Below are 19,295 nucleotides of genomic sequence, written 5' to 3'. Positions count from 1 at the left end.
GTGACCGCGGCGGAACAGGACAGGTGGAGGCAGAAGGGCGGGAGGCGCCGGCCGGACCCGCCGGACCGAACCGCTCGGCCCGGCGGGCCTGCGGGTACGGGGCACACGGACGGGCCGTCGCGGGACGCGACGGGCCACGGAGTGCCGCGGGGATCCGGCGGGACGACCGGCTGAGTCCTCGGCCGGACGACCGGCTACGGCCCCGGTGGGACCGGGCGCCGGACGGCGCCGGCGGAGACGGCTGCGGTCAGCCCTGGGCGGTCAGGGGTCCACCGGTGCCGGGCACGGGAAACGCGCCGGTGGCCCGGCGGGTGATCTCCCCGTACACCTCGGGATCGGTGGTGAATTCGCCGAGCACGCAGGTCTTGCGGCTGCCGTGGTAGTCGGACGAGCCGGTGGCCAGCAGCCCCAGCTCGGCCGCCAGACCGCGCAGCCGCGCACGTGTCTCGGGCTCGTGGTCCATGTGGTCGACCTCGATGCCGTCCAGGCCCGCCGCGGCGAGCTCGGCGATCGCGGACTCCGGCACCGTCCGGCCCCGCTTGGCGGCGGCCGGGTGCGCGAAGACGGCGACACCGCCGGCACCCTTGACCAGCCTCAGCGCCTCGAAGGGGTCGGTCTCGTGCTTGGGGATGTACGCGCGGCCGCCGTCGGCGAGCCACTGCTCGGTGAACGCGTCGGAGACGCTGTCCACGACCCCCAGCTCGACCAGCGCGGACGCGACGTGCGGGCGCCCCACGGATCCCTCGCCGGCGATCCGGGCGACCTGCTCCCAGGTGATCGGCACACCGAGCTCCCGGAGCTTGGCGATCATGCCCTGGGCGCGCGGTACGCGGTCGTCGCGGACGAGCTCGCGCTCGGCGAGCAGCGCGGGCTCCTCGGGATCGAAGAGGTACGCCAGCATGTGCATGCTGATCCCGTCGATGCGGCAGGAGAGCTCGGCGCCGGTGACGAGGGTGAGCCCCTCGGGGAGCGCGGCGATCGCCTCGGCGTATCCACGGGTGGTGTCGTGGTCGGTGAGGGCGACCACGTCCAGTCCGGCCGCGGCGGCGTTGCGCACCAGCTCGGCCGGCGTGTCCGTGCCGTCGGACGCCGTGGAGTGGGCGTGCAGGTCGATGCGCACTACGCGGGCTCCAGGCGGTGACGGGACGGGCGGGGACACTCAAGGATAACGGGCATCCGGGGCCCCTCTGTCACACCCTCTCCCCAGGTGCGCCCCCTACGCGCTTTCTGTGAGCCGCACCTGCCGGGGCGTCCGCACGGGCTTCCGACGCACCCCGCCCGCGACCGCGCCACTCGACCGCCGAGCCCCCCGGCCCGTCACTCCGATGGAGCAACGCCGGAGACCGCGATGCGCGCACACGCCCTGCGCGACCGGCACTCCGGTGGTAGGGACCGGCCACGACGACCGTCCCTGGATCCACGCGGCCGGCCCACGGCGACCCGCGCCCGCCCAGGCCCCCGTCTGGTTCCACGGAGCACCCGCCCCACGCCTGCGCTCCGACGTACGGAGAAGGCACCCTGCGTACGGAGAAGGCACCCGGACGGTCGCCTCACGGCTCCAGAATGCGCGGCGACAGCGCCCCGCACGGCAGCAGGTCCACCTCCGCACCCGCGTCCCGGAGATCGGTGAGCACCATCTCGTCGTACATCAGCAGCCCGGTCTGCTCGGGCCAGACGACGGCCCACAGCCACAGCCCGAGCGCCTCGCCCGCGAAGACGGCGCGGTCGTCGGGGGTGCCGGAGACATGCCACAGCGGGGTGGGGCGGCCTGCCGCGAGGACCTTGGCCTGGGGTGGTTTCTCGACGCTCATATAGGGGCCCGGGTCGGGCCCGTCGACACCGGCGTACCGAGCGCCGAGGCCGACGCCGAGCTCCTCGGCGACCAGCAGCAACTCCCCGACCCCGCCGAGCGGTCCGGGTCCGGAGCAGGCGACGACGGTCGCGCGTCCACCGCTGCGGTCGTCACCGGCGAAGGCCGCGCCGGTGAACAGCCAGCCGACGGGCAGCGGCCACGGCATCCACACCGGTACCCGGGCGCGGTGCACGACCACGTCCAGGGCCTCGACGCTGGGTGGGATCACGGGCTGCAGCGGGTGCACCGTCCCGTGCACGTCGCACTGCCAGGTGTCGGCAAAGAGGCCGGGAGCCCTGACCCGGCCACCACACTTCGGGCAACTGGGTTCGCCCCTCATAGGGCCCAACGGTCCTCCCCGAGGTTCGCCACGTCAAGGACGATCACCCGTCCGGCGTGTGCCTGTCACACCAAGGGAGTAGATGTAGCTTGCATTAATTAGCTCAGCTAACTTATTATGTGTATACGACAACGATCCCATCGCACGCAGTGAAGGAGCGGGCATGATCAGCAGCACGGGAGACCCCGCCGAAGGGGGCACACTGGACGCGGGCGCCGCCGGCCTGCTGCGCCAGCCGAAGGCCGTCTGGGCCACCGCCGGCGCCTCCGTCGTCGCGTTCATGGGCATCGGCCTCGTCGACCCGATCCTGCCGTCCATCGCCAAGGGCCTGGACGCCACGCCCAGCCAGGTGTCCCTGCTGTTCACCTCGTACTTCCTCATCACCGCCTTCGCGATGCTGCTGACCGGATTCGTCTCCAGCCGCATCGGCGGCCGCAGGACCCTGCTGCTGGGCCTGGCCCTCGTCGTCGTCTTCGCGGGCCTGGCGGGCACCTCGGGATCGGTCGGCGAACTCGTCGGGTTCCGGGCGGGCTGGGGCCTGGGCAACGCCCTGTTCGTCTCGACGGCCCTCGCCGTCATCGTCGGCGCGGCGGCGGGCGGAAGCGCCGCGGCCATCCTCCTGTACGAGTCGGCGCTCGGCCTCGGCATGGCCTGCGGCCCGCTGCTCGGCGCCCTGCTCGGCGACGCCAGCTGGCGCTACCCGTTCTTCGGCACCGCGTTCCTGATGGCGGTCGGCTTCCTGTGCATCGCCGCGTTCCTGAAGGAACAGCCCAGGCCCGCGCGGAAGACCTCGCCGCTCGACCCGATCAGGGCGCTCGGCCACGGCGGTCTCGCCTCGGCGGCCGTCTCCGCGTTCTTCTACAACTACACGTTCTTCACCGTGCTGGCCTTCACCCCGTTCGTGCTGAACATGACCCCCTACAAGTCCGGCGCGGTGTTCTTCTGCTGGGGTGTGCTGCTCGCCGTCTTCTCGGTGATCGTGGCACCGCGCATGCAGGCACGGTTCGGCTCGCTGAAGGTGCTGGGCGGCTCACTGGTGCTGCTCGCCGTCGACGTACTCGTCCTCGGCTACGGCGACCACACCACCGCCGTCGTCTGCACGATCCTGTCCGGCGCCTTCATCGGCGTGAACAACACGGTGTACACGGAGCTGGCCCTCGGCGTGTCGGACGCTCCGCGCCCGGTGGCGAGCGCCGGGTACAACTTCGTGCGGTGGTTCGCGGCAGCCGCCGCCCCGTACTTCGCGCCGAAGATCGAGGAGTGGACCGACGTCCACATCCCGTTCGTGGTCGCCGCGGTGACGGCCGCGGCGGGCGCCGTCGTGGTCCTCGTACGGCGCAAGGCGCTCACCCACGAGGCGGAGGAGCTCCGGCCCCGGCACGTCACCGAGGACAGCGTCACGGTTTTTGCCAACTGACGCTTTTCGGCCAGGTACTGAGCCGGTCTCAGTCCAGCGGAACGGACTTGCGCAGCGGATCGCGCAGGTCCGTTCCGCCGTTCAGCCAGCGCTCCTGGAGGGCCGCCGCGCCGTGCACGCGCTTCCACGCGGCCTCGTTGGGCGTCATCGGCAGCAGCGGCAGGAACCGCACCGGATCGGCCGGCGCGTCGAGCTCCAGGTCCTCGATCAGGCCGCCGGACTCCGCGACCAGGACCGAGGTGAACGGCGCGCCCGGCCACAGCGGTTCACCCACGTCGAGCGAGGCGCCCGGGGACACGATCAGGCCTTCGACCTGGGGGGAGGCGCCGAGCACGGCGAGCGGGCGGAGCACCTTGTCGGTGTCGGCGCCGCCCGCGCGCACCGAGAGGACCAGTTCGGCGCGCGGGCCCTTCACCGGGTCGGCGACGACCGCCGTCGGGTCCGCCATCGGCTGGGCGGACATACCGAGCGTCGCGTAGCGGACGACATCGCCCTCTGTGAAGCGCAGCACTTCGATACGGTCGGTGCCGAGGAAGGTGACCGCGGCCCGCGCGTCGGGTTCGCCCAGCGCAGAGCGCAACCGGGCCTCGACCAGAGGAAGAACATCAGCCATGCCGTGAGCATAGAACTCGTCAGGAGCGGGCAAAGCGGCGCGTTGATGCTTCAGTGCGCTGATAGTCTTGGCCGCCGGTCGGAGCAGCACGCAGAAGCGTCGCTCTCAAGCTCCGAGCGCGACGCACTGACGCCGACTCCCCCGGGGAGTCGGACTCCCCTACGGGGGATGGATCGTCCCTCACGGGGGACCGACCGGAGGAGGTGGGGCTGCAATGGACCGAAGTCGACCGTGCAGTACCACCCGCTCTTCCGGTCGCTGAGTTCTGTAGCTGGATCGCCCCCATCGGCCCTGCCGGCTGCTGCCTCCCGCAAGCGTGTGCATACCTGTCAGCGTTGCCCGGTGCACCACGGAAGAGCGCTTCGATTCCGCATGATCCGTCTGATCTGCATCACCCGATCCGTCTGATCTGAATCAGTAGCGAAGCTGCCACCGCGACGGTGCGGTGCTCCCCGCTTTGTGGACGTGCCAAACATCCGCAGTCTGGACGTCCCCATTCCGGGCAGTTCCAACCGTCGTCGACGGCCTCCGGTGAAAAGGAGCCTGCCATGTCGATGATCCGTGACCTGCGTGCCGCGGTCCGCCCCCGTCCCTCGCTGCGCAAGGACGGCGGGACGTACGACACCACCCGCGACCCCGCCACCCCGTCCGCGGTGGTCGACTGCGCCGTCTACCGCGACGGCGCCCGCGTCGAGACGCGCGAGCCGCTCACCCCGCACGAGGCGATGCGCCAGGTGCACCGCGACGGCGGCTTCGTGTGGATCGGCCTGCACGAGCCGACGGAGGCCGAATTCTCGGGCATCGCCCGGGAGTTCGGGCTGCACCCGCTGGCCGTCGAGGACGCCGTCCAGGCCCACCAGCGGCCCAAGCTGGAGCGCTACGACGACTCCCTGTTCACCGTCTTCAAGACCATCCACTACGTCGAGCACGACCGGCTGACCGCCACCAGCGAAGTCGTGGAGACCGGCGAGGTCATGTGCTTCACCGGGCGGGACTTCTTCATCACCGTCCGGCACGGCGGGCAGGGCTCGCTGCGGGCCCTGCGGCACCGGCTCCAGGACGACCCGGAGCTGCTCGCCAAGGGCCCCTCCGCGGTGCTGCACGCGATCGCCGACCACGTCGTCGACGGGTACATCGCCGTCGCGGACGCCGTGCAGGACGACATCGACGAGGTCGAGACCCAGGTGTTCTCGCCGGGCCGCAAGGGCACTCCGCGCGGCACCGACGCCGGGCAGATCTACCAGCTCAAGCGCGAGGTGCTGGAGTTCAAGCGGGCGGTGTCCCCGCTGCTGCGCCCCATGCAGCTGCTGAGCGAGCGGCCGATGCGGCTGATCGACCCGGACATCCAGAAGTACTTCCGCGACGTCGCCGACCACCTCGCCCGCGTGCAGGAGCAGGTCCTCGGCTTCGACGAACTGCTCAACTCGATCCTCCAGGCCAACCTCGCGCAGGCCTCCGTCGCGCAGAACGAGGACATGCGCAAGATCACCTCCTGGGCGGCCATCATCGCCGTACCCACGATGGTCTGCGGCGTGTACGGGATGAACTTCCAGCACATGCCGGAGCTGCACTGGCGCTACGGCTACCCGGTGGTCATGGGCATCACGGTCGGCCTGTGTCTCTCGATCCACCGCATCCTGAAGCGCAACGGCTGGCTGTGAGGGCGGGCCGGCCGGACGGGTCCGCGCGCCGGCCGTGAGGCGGGCCGACCGGGCAGGTCCCCGCGCTGGCTAGGCTTGCCCCCATGACGGAACAGCTGCTCGACCGGGCCCTCGTCGAGGAGGCCACCAAGAAGTCCGGGCTGATCTGGGTGCGCGCCGCCGACGGGCCGGCTCACGCGGGGAGCCAGGACGGGCCCTCCCGCGCCCTGTGGCACGTGTGGCACGACGGCGCGGCCTGTCTCGTCGGCGACGGGCCGGGCGAGCAGCCGCTGCCGGACCTGGTCGACGGGGGCACCGCGGTCGTCACCGTGCGCAGCAAGGACAAGGGCGGGCGGCTCGTCTCCTGGATCGCGAAGGTCGTGGAGCTGAGGCCCTCCTCGCCCGAGTGGGAGGCGGCCGTCGGCGAGCTCAAGGGCAAGCGCCTGAACGCTCCCGACGGCGAGGCGATGCCGGAGCGCTGGGCCCGCGAGTGCCGGGTGCTGCGCCTGGAGCCGTCGGGCGCCACCCGGGAGCTTCCCGACGGGTCCCTGTCGGCGGTGCCGCTGCCGACCCCGGCGACCACGCGCCGGCCCATTCCGTCGGCCCTGCCGCGGCTCCTGCTCAAGAAGCGCAAGCGCGGCTGAGGCCGGGTCCCGGTCAAGGGCTGTCCCGTGATCCCCGGTGGATCGGCGCGCGGCGTCGGATGCGGTGCGTCGCAAGGCGGTGAGGGTCCCCCCGCCGAAGGCAGGGGGCCGCCGTCCTCGTACTGGGCGCATTCGGGCGGCCCTCCAACGCGGCGAGGTGCCGTAGAGCTGTCGTCGTGTGCCCGCCGGGGATCACGGGGCGGCCTTCAGGACGTGGGCAGCTGCTGCCCGTAGTCCACCGTCTCCTTCTTCGTCGGCTCCTCGAGGGCGAAGTCCTTGCCCCAGTCGGTCAGCCGGAGGGTGCCGGCGTTGCCCGCTCGGACCAGGCGGACCGGGTACGGGGTGCCCTTCAGGGAGACGTCGAGCGTGCCGCCGGAACCCTTGTCGCCGGTGATGCGGATGGTGCGGATGCCCGCCTGCTCGTGGTGTCCGTCCGTGGCGAGCTTGCCGTGCAGGGTGAGCAGGCCGTCGAGGAGGACGTTCTTGTCGGTGAAGCCGCTGAAGCGCTTGTAGGCGGGGTCTCCGGTCGGCACCTTGACGTACATGCCCTCCAGCTTCTTGGCCGCCGCGCTGTCCGCCGAGGAGTCGCCGCCCTTGGCGTTCTGCTGGGTCCAGAACTCGGCGTCGGCCTTCAGGAACAGGTGCTCGCCCACCCGCAGCAGCCGGAACGTCGCGCCCTTCGCGGTCACCGAGCCGGTGCCGCCGTCGGACTTGAGGCGCATGTCGAGCGTGTACGTCGTCCCGCCCGACACCACGCTTCCGGAGAGCCGCACGGTCTCGGCCGTCTCGGCCGCCTTCCGCGTCTTCGCCTGAATGGTGGCGGCGGGCAGCTTGCCGACCCCGTTCGTGCCCGCGTCCGGGTCCTCAGCGCCGCCGCACCCCGTCAGCCCCATGCCCGACACGGCCAGTGCGCACGCGGCGCTCACCAGTGCGGCCCTGCGGGTGCGGCCCTGGGGAATTGCAGTCACAGGTGCGGTGCCTCTCGTGCGGGGTCCTTCGCGGCGTACGGCAGCGTACCGGTGCCGTACGCCGCGGGCGGAGGCAGTCCGTCCGGACCGCTCACCAGGGCGTATCCGACCGGGACGGGCTAGCCTGAAGCCCACCAGCGGGGACAGAACGGGACGGAACAGGCGTACGCGGGCGCACGGAGACCGGGTACGTGCGCGCAGACCGCCCGCGCGGCCGCCCCGGGACCGCCGCGCGAAGGAGCCGGCCGGAGATCGCGTACGCCCCCGTACGCAGACAAGGAGGCGCGGGCATGGCCGCAGGCGCCCCGCGGATCTTCGTCTCGCACCTCGCAGGCGTCGCCGTCTTCGACCCGAACGGCGACCAGGTGGGCCGGGTGCGGGAACTCGTCGCCATGCTGCGCGTCGGGCGGCGCCCGCCCAGGCTGCTGGGCCTCGTCGTCGAGCTGTCCACCCGCCGCCGCATCTTCCTGCCCATGACACGGGTGACCGGCATCGAGTCCGGCCAGGTCATCACCACCGGCGTCCTCAACGTACGGCGCTTCGAGCAGCGGCCCACCGAACGGCTCATCTTCGGCGAACTGCTCGACCGGCGCGTGCGTCTGGAGGAGACCGGCGAGGAGGTGACCGTGCTCGACGTGTCGATCCAGCAATTGCCCGCCCGGCGGGAGTGGCAGATCGACCGGGTCTTCGTGCGCAGGGGCCGTGTCGGCGCCTTCCGGCGCAGCAAGGGCGAGACGATGACCGTCGAGTGGTCCGCCGTCACCGGCTTCTCCCTGGAGGAGCACGGACAGGGCGCCGAGAGTCTGCTCGCCACCTTCGAACAGCTGCGGCCCGCCGACCTGGCCAATGTGCTGCACCACCTGTCCCCGAAGCGGCGCGGCGAGGTCGCCGCGGCGCTGGACGACGACCGCCTCGCCGACGTGCTGGAGGAGCTCCCCGAGGACGACCAGATCGAGATCCTCGGCAAACTCAAGGAGGAGCGCGCGGCCGACGTGCTGGAGGCGATGGACCCGGACGACGCCGCCGACCTGCTCGCCGAGCTGCCCGCGGAGGACGTGGAACGGCTGCTCGCGCTGATGCGGCCCGGCGACGCGGCCGACGTGCGGCGCCTGATGGCGTACGCCGAGCGGACCGCGGGCGGCCTCATGACGACCGAGCCCATCGTGCTGCGGCCCGACGCCACCGTCGCCGACGCGCTCGCCCGGGTCCGCAACCCCGACCTGTCCCCCGCGCTCGCCGCCCAGGTCTACGTGTGCCGCCCGCCGGACGAGACCCCCACCGGCAAGTACCTGGGCACCGTCCACTTCCAGCGGCTGCTGCGCGACCCGCCGTTCACCCTCGTCGGCTCCCTCGTCGACGACGGCCTCCAGCCGCTGGACCCGGACGCCGCGCTGCCCGTCGTCGCCGGCTTCTTCGCGACGTACGACATGGTCGCTGCGCCGGTCGTCGACGAGAGCGGTTCGCTCCTCGGCGCGGTGACCGTGGACGACGTGCTGGACCACATGCTGCCGGACGACTGGCGGGAGACGGAGTTCCACCTCACGGACGAGGGGACCCCCCATGGCGCCTGAGCGCGAGAACCGCGAGCGGGTCGTCTCCGGGGCCACCGCCACCACCCGGCCCCGCACGCGGCTCGACCAGCCGCTGCCGCCGCGCCGCCGGCTGGTGCCCGAATGGGACCCGGAGGCCTTCGGACGCCTCTCGGAGCGCATCGCCCGCTTCCTCGGCACCGGACGGTTCATCGTCTGGATGACCGTCGTCATCATCATGTGGGTGGCATGGAACGTCCTCGCCCCGACCGACCTGCGCTTCGACACCTACCCGTTCATCTTCCTGACGCTCATGCTGTCGCTCCAGGCGTCCTACGCCGCCCCGCTGATCCTGCTCGCCCAGAACCGGCAGGACGACCGCGACCGGGTCAATCTCGAACAGGACCGCAAGCAGAACGAACGGTCCATCGCGGACACCGAATACCTCACACGGGAGATCGCCTCGCTGCGTGTGGGCCTCGGCGAGGTGGCCACCCGCGACTGGATCCGCTCGGAACTCCAGGACCTGATGAAGGACCTGGAGGAGCATCACGGCGACGGGCAGGTCGTATTCCCGGCAGAACGGTCCGGCGGACGTGACGTAGACGACCGGTGACGGGGCTTTCCGGGCCCCGGGCCCGTCGCCGTACCATCATGTCTATGGCTACGGAAGACGCGGTGCGCGAAGCACTGGCGACGGTGAACGACCCCGAGATCCAGCGACCCATCACCGAACTGGGGATGGTCAAATCGGTGGAGATCGGTGCGGATGGCGCGGTCGCGGTCACCGTGTACCTGACCGTCTCCGGTTGCCCGATGCGCGAGACCATCACGAAGAGCGTGACGGATGCGGTCTCGGCGGTCGAGGGCGTCACGCGCGTCGACGTGACCCTGGACGTGATGAGCGACGAGCAGCGCCGCGAGCTGGCGTCCGCACTGCGCGGCGGCCAGGCCGAGCGCGAGGTGCCGTTCGCCAAGCCGGGCTCGCTGACCCGCGTGTACGCGGTCGCCTCCGGCAAGGGCGGCGTCGGCAAGTCCTCGGTGACCGTGAACCTGGCGGCGGCGATGGCGGCCGACGGCCTCAAGGTCGGTGTCGTCGACGCCGACATCTACGGCCACTCGGTGCCCCGCATGCTCGGCGCGGACGGCCGTCCCACCCAGGTCGAGAACATGATCATGCCGCCGTCGGCGAACGGCGTGAAGGTCATCTCGATCGGCATGTTCACCCCGGGCAACGCGCCGGTGGTCTGGCGCGGCCCGATGCTCCACCGCGCCCTCCAGCAGTTCCTGGCGGACGTGTTCTGGGGCGACCTGGACGTGCTGCTCCTGGACCTCCCGCCGGGCACCGGCGACATCGCGATCTCCGTCGCCCAGCTGGTCCCGAACGCGGAGATCCTGGTCGTCACCACCCCGCAGCAGGCCGCCGCCGAGGTGGCCGAGCGCGCCGGCTCGATCGCCGTCCAGACCCACCAGAAGATCGTCGGCGTCGTCGAGAACATGTCCGGACTGCCCTGCCCGCACTGCGGCGAGATGGTCGACGTGTTCGGCACGGGCGGCGGCCAGACGGTCGCCGACGGCCTGACCCGCACGACCGGCGCCACGGTCCCGGTCCTCGGCTCCATCCCGATCGACGTCCGCCTCCGCGAGGGCGGCGACGAGGGCAAGCCGGTGGTCCTCTCCGACCCCGACTCCCCGGCGGGCTCCGCCCTCCGCTCCATCGCCGGCAAGCTCGGCGGCCGCCAGCGCGGCCTGTCGGGCATGTCCCTGGGCATCACCCCCCGAAACAAGTTCTGACCCGGACCAGGCACCCCATCGGGGCGCGAGGAACTGCGCGCGCACCCCACACGGACCCGCGGACAACACCCTCACGGAAGCGCCCCGCAAGGGGCGCGAGGAACTGCGCGCCCAGCCCCCACCGCCCCGCGGCCGACACCCGCACGAAAGGCGCCCCGCCAGGGGCGCGAGGAACTGCGCGCCCAGCCCCCACCGCCCCGCGGCCGACACCCGCACCGAGAGCACCCCAAGAGCACCAAGAAGGGGGCGCCGCCCACCAGGACGGCGCCCCCTTCCCCGTAGATCCCCGCAGAACCGCCAGCTAGGCGTACGCGCCGATGTCCTTGATCATCGCGAACCCCAGCCCATACGCACTCATCCCCCGCCCGTACGCGCCCACGTGGACGCCTTCCCGGGTGGATCCCGCGAGCACCCATCCGAACTCGGACTCGCGGTAGTGGAAGGACGTCGGCACGCCGTCCACGGGAAGGGACAGCGTGGACCAGTCGGCCCCGTTCAGGTCGTCGGCCAGCACCCACGCGGTCTCGGTCTGCTGGTCCAGCCAGTTGTCCCGCAGGCTGTGGTCCATCTGGCCGGGCCAGGTGAAGGACAACAGCCCCACACCGGCCAGCCAGGCCGCGGAGGACACCGAGGTGGCCTCCAGCAGCCCCGTGCCGTCCGCGCTGCGACGGTCGGGGCTGGCCGCGACGGTGACGACGACGGCGAACCGCTCCTTGTCCTCCGTCGCCTCACTGCGCACCGTGGGCTCGTCGCCGTGTCCGATGGAACCGTGCTCGACGGCACCGTCCGCCGACGTACCGACCTGCATCAGCCAGCGCGGGCCCGTGAACGCCTCGTCGAGGCCGTACCACGGGAAGGGCGCCAGCAGGTAGCCGTCGACCGTACGCCGGGCGGAGGGGACGTGTTGTCCGCCCTCCGCGGCCGGCGCCTGCGCGCCTACCCGACTTGTCGTCTCCATCTGCCGGACGCCTCCTCGCTCTCGTCGGACCGGGCGGCCCGCCCCCCTCGGGCGTCCTTGTCGGTCCGCACAACAACTCGGCAGCATAGCCACCCCGATCGGAGCAGCAGGGAAACCGCCCGGCGCGTGAGCCGCTTACGCGCCCGATTCAGGCGCGCGGGGCACGCCCGCACAAGGGCTGGGTGCCGAGCGCGGGTTCCGGGCCTCAGGGGCCCGGTCACGGGGGCCCTACGGCCCGGTCAGGGGGCCGCGGGGCCAGGGATCCACCGAAGAGCCGTACGGCCCCTCATGGGCGTACGGCCCGTCGAAGGGCGCCGTGACGGCTCAGGTGGCGTCCGCGTCGTAGGGCGGGCGCTCGTCCGGGTCGAGCTTCTCGCGCTTCTTGGTCATGTCGACGGAGCCGCCGCTCGCGCCACCGGAGGACGACGAGGAGTGGTCGGATTCACGGCCGTGCACGGCGTCCGTGACCTCGGCCATCTCCTTCTTCAGGTCGAAGCCGTTGCGGATCTCCTTGAGCCCCAGCTCGTCGTTGTCCAGCTGCTTGCGGATGAACGTCTTGGGGTTGAGGTCCTCGAACTCGAAGTCCTTGAACTCCGGGCCGAGTTCATCGCGGATGTCCGCCTTGGCGCTCTCGGAGAAGTCGCGGATCTTGCGGATCGTCCGAGTGACGTCCTGGATCATCTTCGGGAGCTTGTCCGGACCGAAGACGAGCACGGCGAGGACGACGAGCGTCACCAGCTCCAGCGGTCCTATGTCATTGAACACCTGATGCTCCTTGCGATGTCCTCGGTCCTCGGCCCTCGGCAGGTCTTCCGTGGTCCAGGCCGGGTCCACGGTACCTGTCGACCCCGTCCGTCCGGAACTGTCCCGGGGCTTCCGAGTTCATGTACACGGCCGGTTTTCCGTGATGTTTGCCCTTCGGAGCTGGGAGATTGCCTCCGGCTGTGAGGTTCGTGTCAGTCCCCGTCGGCCGAACCGAGCACCAGGGTGACCTTCTTCTCGGCACCGTCGCGCCGCAGGGTCAGCTGGAGCCGGTCGCCCGGCCGGTGGGCCCGTGTCTTCACGATGAGCTCCTCACCGGAGTGCACGCGCTGGCCGTCGACCTCGGTGATCACATCGCCCGGCTCGATGCCGGCCTTCGCCCCGGGGCCGCCCGCGGTGACCGGCGGGCCGCCGCCGTTGCCCTTCGTGCCGACCCGGGCGCCGTCGCCCGTGTAGTTCATGTCGAGTGTGACTCCGATCACCGGATGCGTGGCCTTGCCGGTGTTGATCAGTTCCTCGGCGACGCGCTTGCCCTGGTTGATCGGGATGGCGAAACCCAGTCCGATGGAACCGGCCTGACTGCCCTCCAGGTCGGAGCCGCTGTCGGCGGAGCGGATGGCGCTGTTGATGCCGATGACGCGGGCCTTGGAGTCGAGGAGGGGCCCTCCGGAGTTGCCGGGGTTGATCGGCGCGTCGGTCTGCAGGGCGTCCACGTACGAGACGTCGCTCCCGTCGCCCTTCTCGCCGCCCGCGGTGATGGGCCGTTCCTTGGCGCTGATGATGCCGGAGGTGACGGTGTTGGCGAGGTCGAAGGGCGCTCCGATGGCGACGACGGGGTCGCCGACCTGGACGTTGTCGGAGTTGCCGAGGGGCATGGGGTCGAGTCCGCTGACGCCGGAGACCTTGACGACCGCGAGGTCGTAGCCGCTGTCGTGTCCCACGACCTCGGCCTCGGCGCTCTCACCTCCGCTGAACGTCACGGATATCTCGCCGCTGCTGCCCGCCGGTTCGATCACGTGGTTGTTGGTGAGGATGTGGCCCTGGCCGTCCAGCACGAAGCCGGTTCCGGTGCCCTCCTCGCCGGAACCGCGCACGTGCAGGGTGACGACGCTGGGCAGGGCGTGCGCGGCGATCCCCGCCACGCTGTCCGGGGCCCGCCCCGGCGCCTCCTTGGACGCCTGGGGCAGCTCGACGCCGCCCATGCCGCCGTTGCGCTCCAGATACGCCCCTACGGCGCCTCCGACGCCCCCGGAGACGAGGGCGAGCACCACGGCCGCGAACACCAGCACCTTCGTGGCCCGCTTGCGCCGCTGCGTCACGGTCGCCACGGCGGCCCCGTTCTGCTGGAGGGCCCCCGCGGCGGCCCAGGGGTCGTAGTTCTGCCAGGGGACGTGCGCGGCGGCCGCCTCACCCTGCTGGGCGGCGTCCTGGGGGCCGCCACCCGTGTACGGGGCCACGGAGGAGGCCGGCTGCGCGGAGTGGCCCTGCGCCGCGTGCGGGACGGGTGCTCCCGCGGGCAGGTGTGTGCCGTGGGCGGGCGTACCGGCCGGGACGTGCGGGCCGGGAACGGGCGCACCGGCCTGTGCGGGCGCACCGGCCTGTGCGGGCGTACCGGCCGGGACGTGCGGAGCGGGAACGGACGCACCGGCCTGTGCGGGCACCCCATGGGCCGGCGTTCCCTGCGGGACGGGCGCCGGCGCGGGCAGGTGCGTGCCGTGCGCGGGCGTGGCCACCGGGTGCTGGACCGGCGGAGCGGGCGCCCAGGGACCGGGCCGGCCGTACGGCGGGGTGCTGTACGGATCGGGGTCGTGCAGCGGCTTGGGACGGTCCAGCTCGTAGTCGTCGGCGGTGTCCACGGGGACGCCGGCGCCGCCCGCCGCGGCCACGCCCGGCGCCGCGGGCCGAGCGGGAGCACCCGCGACGGCATCCGGCGCCCGCTCGTCCGAGGCGGGCCCGGCCACGGCACCGTCCACCACCGGTCCCGGCGCGGCGGAACCCGCGACCGGTCCGGGCACGGCGGAACCCGCAGCATCGGCGGGCCCAGCGGAACCCACGGCGAGGTCGGGCGGGACCGCGCCCCCGGCCGCACCGGCCGCCTCCGCCGCGCGGACGTCCTCCGGACCCTCCGGCGCGGTGTCGCGTGACGGGCTCGTACCGGGGACCGGCTGCGCCGTGGGCGCGGGCACGACGTCCGAAGGGCCCGGCTCCGGGTGGTGATCCGGGGTGGTTCCGGGCCCCGCGTCATGCGGCCGGGGCCTGCTCCACCACTTCGCCTTCGTGGGCTTCCCCTCGTCCATGCTCTCCCCACACCTGACCCGAGGCACAACTCGCCTACGGCCACCACAGATTGCCGATTCCGCGCCCGGGATCTCCCGTGCGGGCGCGGCTCACCCTGGATTCAACCAGGTTCACGGGCTGCCGCGCAGAGGGCGGGGTCAGCGGGCGGTACGAGAGGAGGGGGAGGTGGGGGACGGGGAGTAGGACGGGGACGACGTGGCGGCGGGGGCGGTGAGCAGACCCGGAGTGGCGAGCTCCTGGACCGCGGACCATGTGCTCAGCGCGAGCGGCTGGACATCTGTCAGCGGACGTATGAGCGGGGACATCGCCGCGGCACCCGCCATCACCGGTGTCGTCAGCGTATGCACGGCGTCCTGGCCGCGGTCCGGAGCGGGGACTCCGGGCAGCAGCGGTGCGGACACCTCGGTCGGCGCCAGAGGGCTCTCGCCGGACATCCGCTGGCCCTGCGCGAGCAGGGGGCCGACGGACCGTCGGCGCTGCGACTCGGGGGTCGTCGCGGCTCCCGGGGTCTGCGAACGGGACGGCGTGACATTGCTGCCGGCCCCGGACCCGCCCCGGGCGTCCGTGGTGTCCCCGGGCATGCCGGTGGTCACCCCGCCGAGCGCGACCGCGGCCAGCGACACCGCGCCGGCGGCGGCGAAGGCGAACCGGCGGCTGCGCGAGGACGACCGCTCGGCCTCGTGACGGCTGACGTCATGGATGCGGAAGCCACGCCCCGGGGAGGGGGGCAGGACATCGGCGTGCGGTCCGGCGGGGACGTATCCGAAGGGCTCGCCCCGCACTCCGAAGAGTCCGGGGACGCCGGTGCCTCCGGCCAGCCCGCCGCTGCCGAATCCGGCTCCGCCCAGCGGTGACCCGCTGTCGGAGTCGCCGCCCCCGGGAAGCCCCTGGAGACGGGCGAGGAAGCTTTCGGAGGGTGGCGGTGGGGCGACTTCCGCGAACACGTTCTTCAGTCGGCGCTGGGCGTCCGCCTCCGCCTTGCACTTCGCGCAGGTGGCGAGGTGGGCGAGGACGCGCTCACGCGACTCATGACCGAGCTCTCCGTCCACCAGGGCGGAGAGGCGGTCTCCCAGATGCTGCTCAGCCACGGGCCTCTCGGCTGAATTCGGCCGGGTTCCACTCACGCGGTCGCGCCCCCTCCTCCCAGCACGGGTACTCCGGCCACGGCGAACGAGCGGCGCTCGGCGCGGGCCTCGGGAGAGCGGTGGGCCAGGGCCTTGCGCAGCTGCGAGCGGCCGCGGTGGATCCGGCTGCGGACCGTGCCGAGCTTGACGCCCAGGGTCGCGGCGATCTCCTCGTACGACAGGCCCTCGATGTCGCACAGGACGACGGCGGCGCGGAACTCGGGCGCGAGGGTGTCCAGCGCCTGCTGGACGTCGGCGTCGAAGTGCGCGTCGTTGAAGACCTGCTGCGGGGACGGCTCGCGGCTGGGCAGGCGCTCGGCCGCGTCGTCGCCGAGGGCGTCGAAGCGGATGCGCTGCTTGCGGCGCACCATGTCCAGGAAGAGGTTCGTGGTGATGCGGTGCAGCCAGCCCTCGAAGGTGCCGGGCGTGTACGTGGACAGTGAGCGGAAGACGCGGACGAAGACTTCCTGCGTGAGGTCCTCGGCGTCGTGCTGGTTGCCCGTCAGACGGTAGGCGAGGCGGTAGACCCGGCCGCTGTGCGTGCTGACGATCTCCTCCCAGGTGGGCGGAGTCCACGCCTGCGACTCCGCGTCGGTGGTGAACGTCGCGGTCTGCGCCGGGGCAGCATGGAACGTGTCAGCGATGTCGGTCACGGATTTCGGCTCACCCGCCGATCTGAGTAGGCGCCGCAGCACCCCTCCCCGATCCACAGGCGCAGCCGCACCTCCCCTGTCGGCTCTGGTGGTGTCCAGTGGAGCCCCTACCATAGCCACCTCGCCCGTTAGCTCCGGATAAGCGGTTTTACGAGAATTTGATGCGCGCTCATACGACTGCGTCAGCACTTGCTCGTCGTCCCACTCCGCGTCCTGGTCCATACATTTCCCCCCGCTGTTTTCCCCACCCCTTTAAACGCCCGGTCCCATCTGCGGGTTCCCGGCACCAACGGATACAGTCACGCCGAGGCAATCACGGGGACAGGAGAGGGTCATTACCGGCAACCGGCAGACGAGCTGGGCGTTCGCCGACGCCTTTGTCGCCGAGGACGAAGCGCTGCGCTGGGCCCGGGACCGGGCTCGGGAGGCAGGGCTGCGCTCGGTGTCGCCCGGCACCGGCGCCGCGCTGCGTCTGCTCGCCGCCACCGTGGACGCGAAAGCGGTGGCGGAGATCGGGACCGGGACCGGTGTCTCCGGAATTCATCTGCTGCACGGCATGCGGCCGGACGGGGTACTGACCACGGTGGATCCGGAGCCGGAGCGCCAGCAGTTCGCCCGGCAGGCCTTCCGCGCGGCCGGTTTCGCGAGCAACCGCGCCCGCTTCATCCCGGGCCGCGCGCTGGACGTGCTGCCCCGGCTGGCGGACTCCGGGTACGACCTCGTCTTCTGCGACGGGGACCGTCTGGAGTGCCTGGACTATCTCGCTGAATCGTTGCGCCTGCTGCGGCCGGGCGGGCTCGTCGTCTTCGAGGGCGTCTTCGCGGACGGCCGCACGGTGGACTCGGGGCCGCAGCCCGCGGAGGTCGGCAGGCTGCGCGAGCTGCTGCGCGCGGTGCGCGAGAGCCAGGACCTGGTGCCGTCGCTGCTGCCGGTGGGCGACGGGCTCCTCTGCGCGGTCAAGCGCTGACCGGACCGGGCCACCGGCCACCGGCCACCGGCCACCGGCCACCGGCCACCGGGCCACCGGGCCACCGGGCCACCGGGCCACCGGGCCACCGGGCCGATCATCACGAACGGCGCGGCCTCGCCGGCCGGCCGGCGAGGCCGGATCCCGAACCAGGGCCGGCCCGGTTCCTCCAGATGGAGCGGACCGACAGGACCGACAGGACCGGACGACCAGGACCGGCCGGCGCGCGGGACCGGCTCACGGACCACCCGCCACCCCGCCGACCTGGCAGGACGCCCCTCCGACGGACGCGACACGTCAGCCCCGCGCTCCTGAAAAACGACTTCCCCGGCACCGCGTACGATGCCGGGGAAGACGAACAGGTATGGTCGCGTTCCGCGTCAGCCGACGACCTTCTTGAGGGCGTCGCCGAGCGCGTCGGCCTCGTCAGGGGTCAGCTCGACGACGAGCCGACCGCCGCCTTCGAGCGGAACGCGCATGACGATGCCCCGCCCCTCCTTGGTCACCTCGAGCGGGCCATCGCCCGTCCGCGGCTTCATGGCCGCCATGCTCGTTCCCCTTCCTGAAACCAGCTCATCGTCGCCGACGGCCCCATGGAGGGCACGCACGTCCTCTCATCGGACACACGTCACCGGCATCGAACACATTGCTTCCAGGCCATTATCCCGCATCTCAGGACCCGATGACCAACATCAGTCGGCATCGCTTGCGCAACGCGCTCGACCAAAACCACTCAATTCGGCGATGTGCCTGCGATACTGCGCCGCCGCATGGACTTCCGCCGCTCGGAATTCTTTGACGCAGGTCACATGTCCGGTCCGCGCGACCGTCGGTGATCTCCGCCATGCTGTCATCGGACACATGACGTACCGACCGGTACGACCGAGCCGCGACACCGGAGGGGACCCACCATGGCCGACACCGTGCTCTACGAGGTGAGCGACGGACTCGCGACGATCACGCTGAACCGCCCCGAGGCGATGAACGCCATGAACGTCGAGACCAAGGTCGCCCTCCGGGACGCGGCGCAGGCCGCGGCGGCGGACCCGGGTGTGCGGGCGATCCTGCTGACCGCCGCCGGTGACCGGGCGTTCTGCGTCGGTCAGGACCTCAAGGAGCACATCGGTCTGCTGGCCGCCGACAAGCAGTCGGGGTCGGGGCAGACGATGAGCACCGTGCGCGAGCACTACAACCCCATCGTGCGGGCCCTGACGGGTGCGGCGAAGCCCGTGGTCGCCGGCGTGAACGGCGTCGCGGCCGGGGCCGGCTTCGGCTTCGCGCTGGCCGCGGACTACCGGGTCGTCGCCGACACCGCGGCCTTCAACACGTCCTTCGCCGGGGTCGCGCTGACCGCCGACTCGGGCATGTCCTGGACGCTGCCCCGGGTCATCGGGCCGAGCCGCGCCGCCGACCTGCTGCTCTTCCCGCGCAGCATCACCGCGCAGGAGGCGTACGAGCTGGGCATCGCGAACCGTGTCGTGCCCGCGGCGGACCTGCGGGCCGAGGCGGAGAAGGTGGCCCGCGCGCTGGCCGAGGGCCCGACCCTCGCCTATGCGGCGCTCAAGGAGTCCCTCGCCTTCGGCTTGACCCACTCCCTGGACGAGGCGCTGGAGAAGGAGGACGAACTCCAGGGCCGGGCCGGTGCCTCGGAGGACCACACGATCGCCGTGCAGGCCTTCGTGAACAAGGAGAAGCCCAAGTACCTGGGCCAGTGACCGTGCGCGGGGCCGCCGGCC

18 protein-coding genes are annotated in these 19,295 nt (G+C 72.1%); 8 read left to right on the top strand and 10 right to left on the bottom strand.

Translation table 11 applies throughout. From position 1 onward, the window contains the following. Window positions 1-247: 247 nt before the first annotated feature. Together ACSYGO_RS29980 and ACSYGO_RS29975 are read right to left on the bottom strand one after the other, a co-directional pair. Window positions 248-1,120 carry a PHP domain-containing protein gene (locus tag ACSYGO_RS29980; protein WP_460388318.1) on the bottom strand — a complete coding sequence of 291 codons (873 nt, stop codon included), beginning with the start codon at window positions 1,118-1,120 and terminating at the stop codon, window positions 248-250. 430 nt (window positions 1,121-1,550) lie between these two features. Next, the gene (locus ACSYGO_RS29975; protein ID WP_095936473.1) at window positions 1,551-2,192 is read right to left on the bottom strand and encodes a DUF6758 family protein; all 642 of its coding nucleotides are present in this window, start codon (window positions 2,190-2,192) and stop codon (window positions 1,551-1,553) included. 163 nt (window positions 2,193-2,355) lie between these two features. Between ACSYGO_RS29975 and ACSYGO_RS29970 the strand changes: the two genes are divergently transcribed. Next, the gene (locus ACSYGO_RS29970; RefSeq protein ID WP_460388316.1) at window positions 2,356-3,609 is read left to right on the top strand and encodes an MFS transporter; all 1,254 of its coding nucleotides are present in this window, start codon (window positions 2,356-2,358) and stop codon (window positions 3,607-3,609) included. A 28-nt stretch (window positions 3,610-3,637) separates the two neighbouring features. On the opposite strand, the gene ACSYGO_RS29965 is transcribed toward ACSYGO_RS29970, so the two are convergent. Then, entirely contained in the window at window positions 3,638-4,222 is a 585-nt protein-coding gene (locus tag ACSYGO_RS29965) for a suppressor of fused domain protein (protein WP_345652782.1), read from the bottom strand. 548 nt (window positions 4,223-4,770) lie between these two features. Here ACSYGO_RS29965 and ACSYGO_RS29960 point away from each other — a divergent pair. Continuing rightward, the gene (locus ACSYGO_RS29960; RefSeq protein ID WP_028801982.1) at window positions 4,771-5,883 is read left to right on the top strand and encodes a magnesium and cobalt transport protein CorA; all 1,113 of its coding nucleotides are present in this window, start codon (window positions 4,771-4,773) and stop codon (window positions 5,881-5,883) included. 83 nt (window positions 5,884-5,966) lie between these two features. Then, window positions 5,967-6,506: a hypothetical protein gene (locus ACSYGO_RS29955; RefSeq protein WP_432174188.1), complete on the top strand. Its 540-nt coding sequence runs from the start codon at window positions 5,967-5,969 to the stop codon at window positions 6,504-6,506. Window positions 6,507-6,712: 206 nt separating this feature from the next. Here ACSYGO_RS29955 and ACSYGO_RS29950 read toward each other — a convergent pair whose 3' ends face one another. Continuing rightward, on the bottom strand, window positions 6,713-7,474 hold the full coding sequence (locus tag ACSYGO_RS29950) for a hypothetical protein (RefSeq protein WP_426680042.1): 762 nt from the start codon (window positions 7,472-7,474) through the stop codon (window positions 6,713-6,715). Window positions 7,475-7,764: 290 nt separating this feature from the next. Between ACSYGO_RS29950 and ACSYGO_RS29945 the strand changes: the two genes are divergently transcribed. From ACSYGO_RS29945 to ACSYGO_RS29935, 3 genes are read left to right on the top strand one after another with little or no spacing between them, the layout of a single operon-like run. Further along, window positions 7,765-9,045, top strand: a complete 1,281-nt coding sequence (locus tag ACSYGO_RS29945; RefSeq protein ID WP_426680043.1) for a magnesium transporter MgtE N-terminal domain-containing protein — start codon at window positions 7,765-7,767, stop codon at window positions 9,043-9,045. After that, window positions 9,035-9,619, top strand: a complete 585-nt coding sequence (locus ACSYGO_RS29940) for a DUF1003 domain-containing protein (protein ID WP_426680044.1) — start codon at window positions 9,035-9,037, stop codon at window positions 9,617-9,619. Before ACSYGO_RS29945 ends, ACSYGO_RS29940 begins: the two co-directional genes overlap by 11 nt. 44 nt (window positions 9,620-9,663) lie before the next feature. Continuing rightward, window positions 9,664-10,797 (top strand): Mrp/NBP35 family ATP-binding protein, encoded by a 1,134-nt coding sequence (locus ACSYGO_RS29935; RefSeq protein WP_426680045.1) that lies wholly within the window; start codon window positions 9,664-9,666, stop codon window positions 10,795-10,797. Between the two features lie 301 nt (window positions 10,798-11,098). Here the strand turns inward: ACSYGO_RS29935 and ACSYGO_RS29930 are convergent, their stop codons facing one another. From ACSYGO_RS29930 to sigE, 5 genes are all read right to left on the bottom strand, one after another. After that, entirely contained in the window at window positions 11,099-11,755 is a 657-nt protein-coding gene (locus ACSYGO_RS29930) for a hypothetical protein (RefSeq protein WP_426680046.1), read from the bottom strand. Between the two features lie 324 nt (window positions 11,756-12,079). Next, entirely contained in the window at window positions 12,080-12,520 is a 441-nt protein-coding gene (locus ACSYGO_RS29925) for a sec-independent translocase (RefSeq protein ID WP_345652809.1), read from the bottom strand. Window positions 12,521-12,711: 191 nt separating this feature from the next. Then, the gene (locus ACSYGO_RS29920; protein ID WP_460388313.1) at window positions 12,712-14,814 is read right to left on the bottom strand and encodes a S1C family serine protease; all 2,103 of its coding nucleotides are present in this window, start codon (window positions 14,812-14,814) and stop codon (window positions 12,712-12,714) included. A gap of 138 nt (window positions 14,815-14,952) precedes the next feature. Then, window positions 14,953-15,939, bottom strand: a complete 987-nt coding sequence (locus ACSYGO_RS29915; RefSeq protein WP_460388311.1) for an anti-sigma factor family protein — start codon at window positions 15,937-15,939, stop codon at window positions 14,953-14,955. Beyond that, window positions 15,936-16,634, bottom strand: a complete 699-nt coding sequence (gene sigE / locus ACSYGO_RS29910) for an RNA polymerase sigma factor SigE (RefSeq protein ID WP_095936463.1) — start codon at window positions 16,632-16,634, stop codon at window positions 15,936-15,938. Before sigE ends, ACSYGO_RS29915 begins: the two co-directional genes overlap by 4 nt. Before the next feature lie 226 nt (window positions 16,635-16,860). Between sigE and ACSYGO_RS29905 the strand changes: the two genes are divergently transcribed. Continuing rightward, window positions 16,861-17,559, top strand: coding sequence for an O-methyltransferase (locus ACSYGO_RS29905; RefSeq protein WP_078629139.1), 699 nt, complete (start codon window positions 16,861-16,863; stop codon window positions 17,557-17,559). 380 nt (window positions 17,560-17,939) lie between these two features. On the opposite strand, the gene ACSYGO_RS29900 is transcribed toward ACSYGO_RS29905, so the two are convergent. Continuing rightward, window positions 17,940-18,107 (bottom strand): DUF3117 domain-containing protein, encoded by a 168-nt coding sequence (locus tag ACSYGO_RS29900; protein WP_003966491.1) that lies wholly within the window; start codon window positions 18,105-18,107, stop codon window positions 17,940-17,942. A 363-nt stretch (window positions 18,108-18,470) separates the two neighbouring features. Here ACSYGO_RS29900 and chcB point away from each other — a divergent pair, with 363 nt between their 5' ends. Next, window positions 18,471-19,274 carry a 2-cyclohexenylcarbonyl CoA isomerase gene (chcB, locus tag ACSYGO_RS29895; protein WP_460388309.1) on the top strand — a complete coding sequence of 268 codons (804 nt, stop codon included), beginning with the start codon at window positions 18,471-18,473 and terminating at the stop codon, window positions 19,272-19,274. The last annotated feature ends 21 nt before the right edge of the window (window positions 19,275-19,295 follow it).

It is taken from the genome of Streptomyces krungchingensis, from assembly GCF_054729265.1.
Note: the sequence above shows the minus strand (reverse complement) of the source record. Positions and strands in the feature narration are given on the sequence as shown.

What these genes read in the sequence shown, in the direction of transcription:
- ACSYGO_RS29900 (WP_003966491.1), bottom strand. Translation starts at nt 18,107, where the DNA reads ATGGCGGCCATGAAGCCGCGGACGGGCGATGGCCCGCTCGAGGTGACC.
- ACSYGO_RS29970 (WP_460388316.1), top strand. Translation starts at nt 2,356, where the DNA reads ATGATCAGCAGCACGGGAGACCCCGCCGAAGGGGGCACACTGGACGCG.
- ACSYGO_RS29935 (WP_426680045.1), top strand. Translation starts at nt 9,664, where the DNA reads ATGGCTACGGAAGACGCGGTGCGCGAAGCACTGGCGACGGTGAACGAC.
- ACSYGO_RS29920 (WP_460388313.1), bottom strand. Translation starts at nt 14,814, where the DNA reads ATGGACGAGGGGAAGCCCACGAAGGCGAAGTGGTGGAGCAGGCCCCGG.
- ACSYGO_RS29955 (WP_432174188.1), top strand. Translation starts at nt 5,967, where the DNA reads ATGACGGAACAGCTGCTCGACCGGGCCCTCGTCGAGGAGGCCACCAAG.
- chcB (WP_460388309.1), top strand. Translation starts at nt 18,471, where the DNA reads ATGGCCGACACCGTGCTCTACGAGGTGAGCGACGGACTCGCGACGATC.
- ACSYGO_RS29940 (WP_426680044.1), top strand. Translation starts at nt 9,035, where the DNA reads ATGGCGCCTGAGCGCGAGAACCGCGAGCGGGTCGTCTCCGGGGCCACC.
- ACSYGO_RS29945 (WP_426680043.1), top strand. Translation starts at nt 7,765, where the DNA reads ATGGCCGCAGGCGCCCCGCGGATCTTCGTCTCGCACCTCGCAGGCGTC.
- ACSYGO_RS29930 (WP_426680046.1), bottom strand. Translation starts at nt 11,755, where the DNA reads ATGGAGACGACAAGTCGGGTAGGCGCGCAGGCGCCGGCCGCGGAGGGC.
- ACSYGO_RS29975 (WP_095936473.1), bottom strand. Translation starts at nt 2,192, where the DNA reads ATGAGGGGCGAACCCAGTTGCCCGAAGTGTGGTGGCCGGGTCAGGGCT.
- ACSYGO_RS29965 (WP_345652782.1), bottom strand. Translation starts at nt 4,222, where the DNA reads ATGGCTGATGTTCTTCCTCTGGTCGAGGCCCGGTTGCGCTCTGCGCTG.
- ACSYGO_RS29960 (WP_028801982.1), top strand. Translation starts at nt 4,771, where the DNA reads ATGTCGATGATCCGTGACCTGCGTGCCGCGGTCCGCCCCCGTCCCTCG.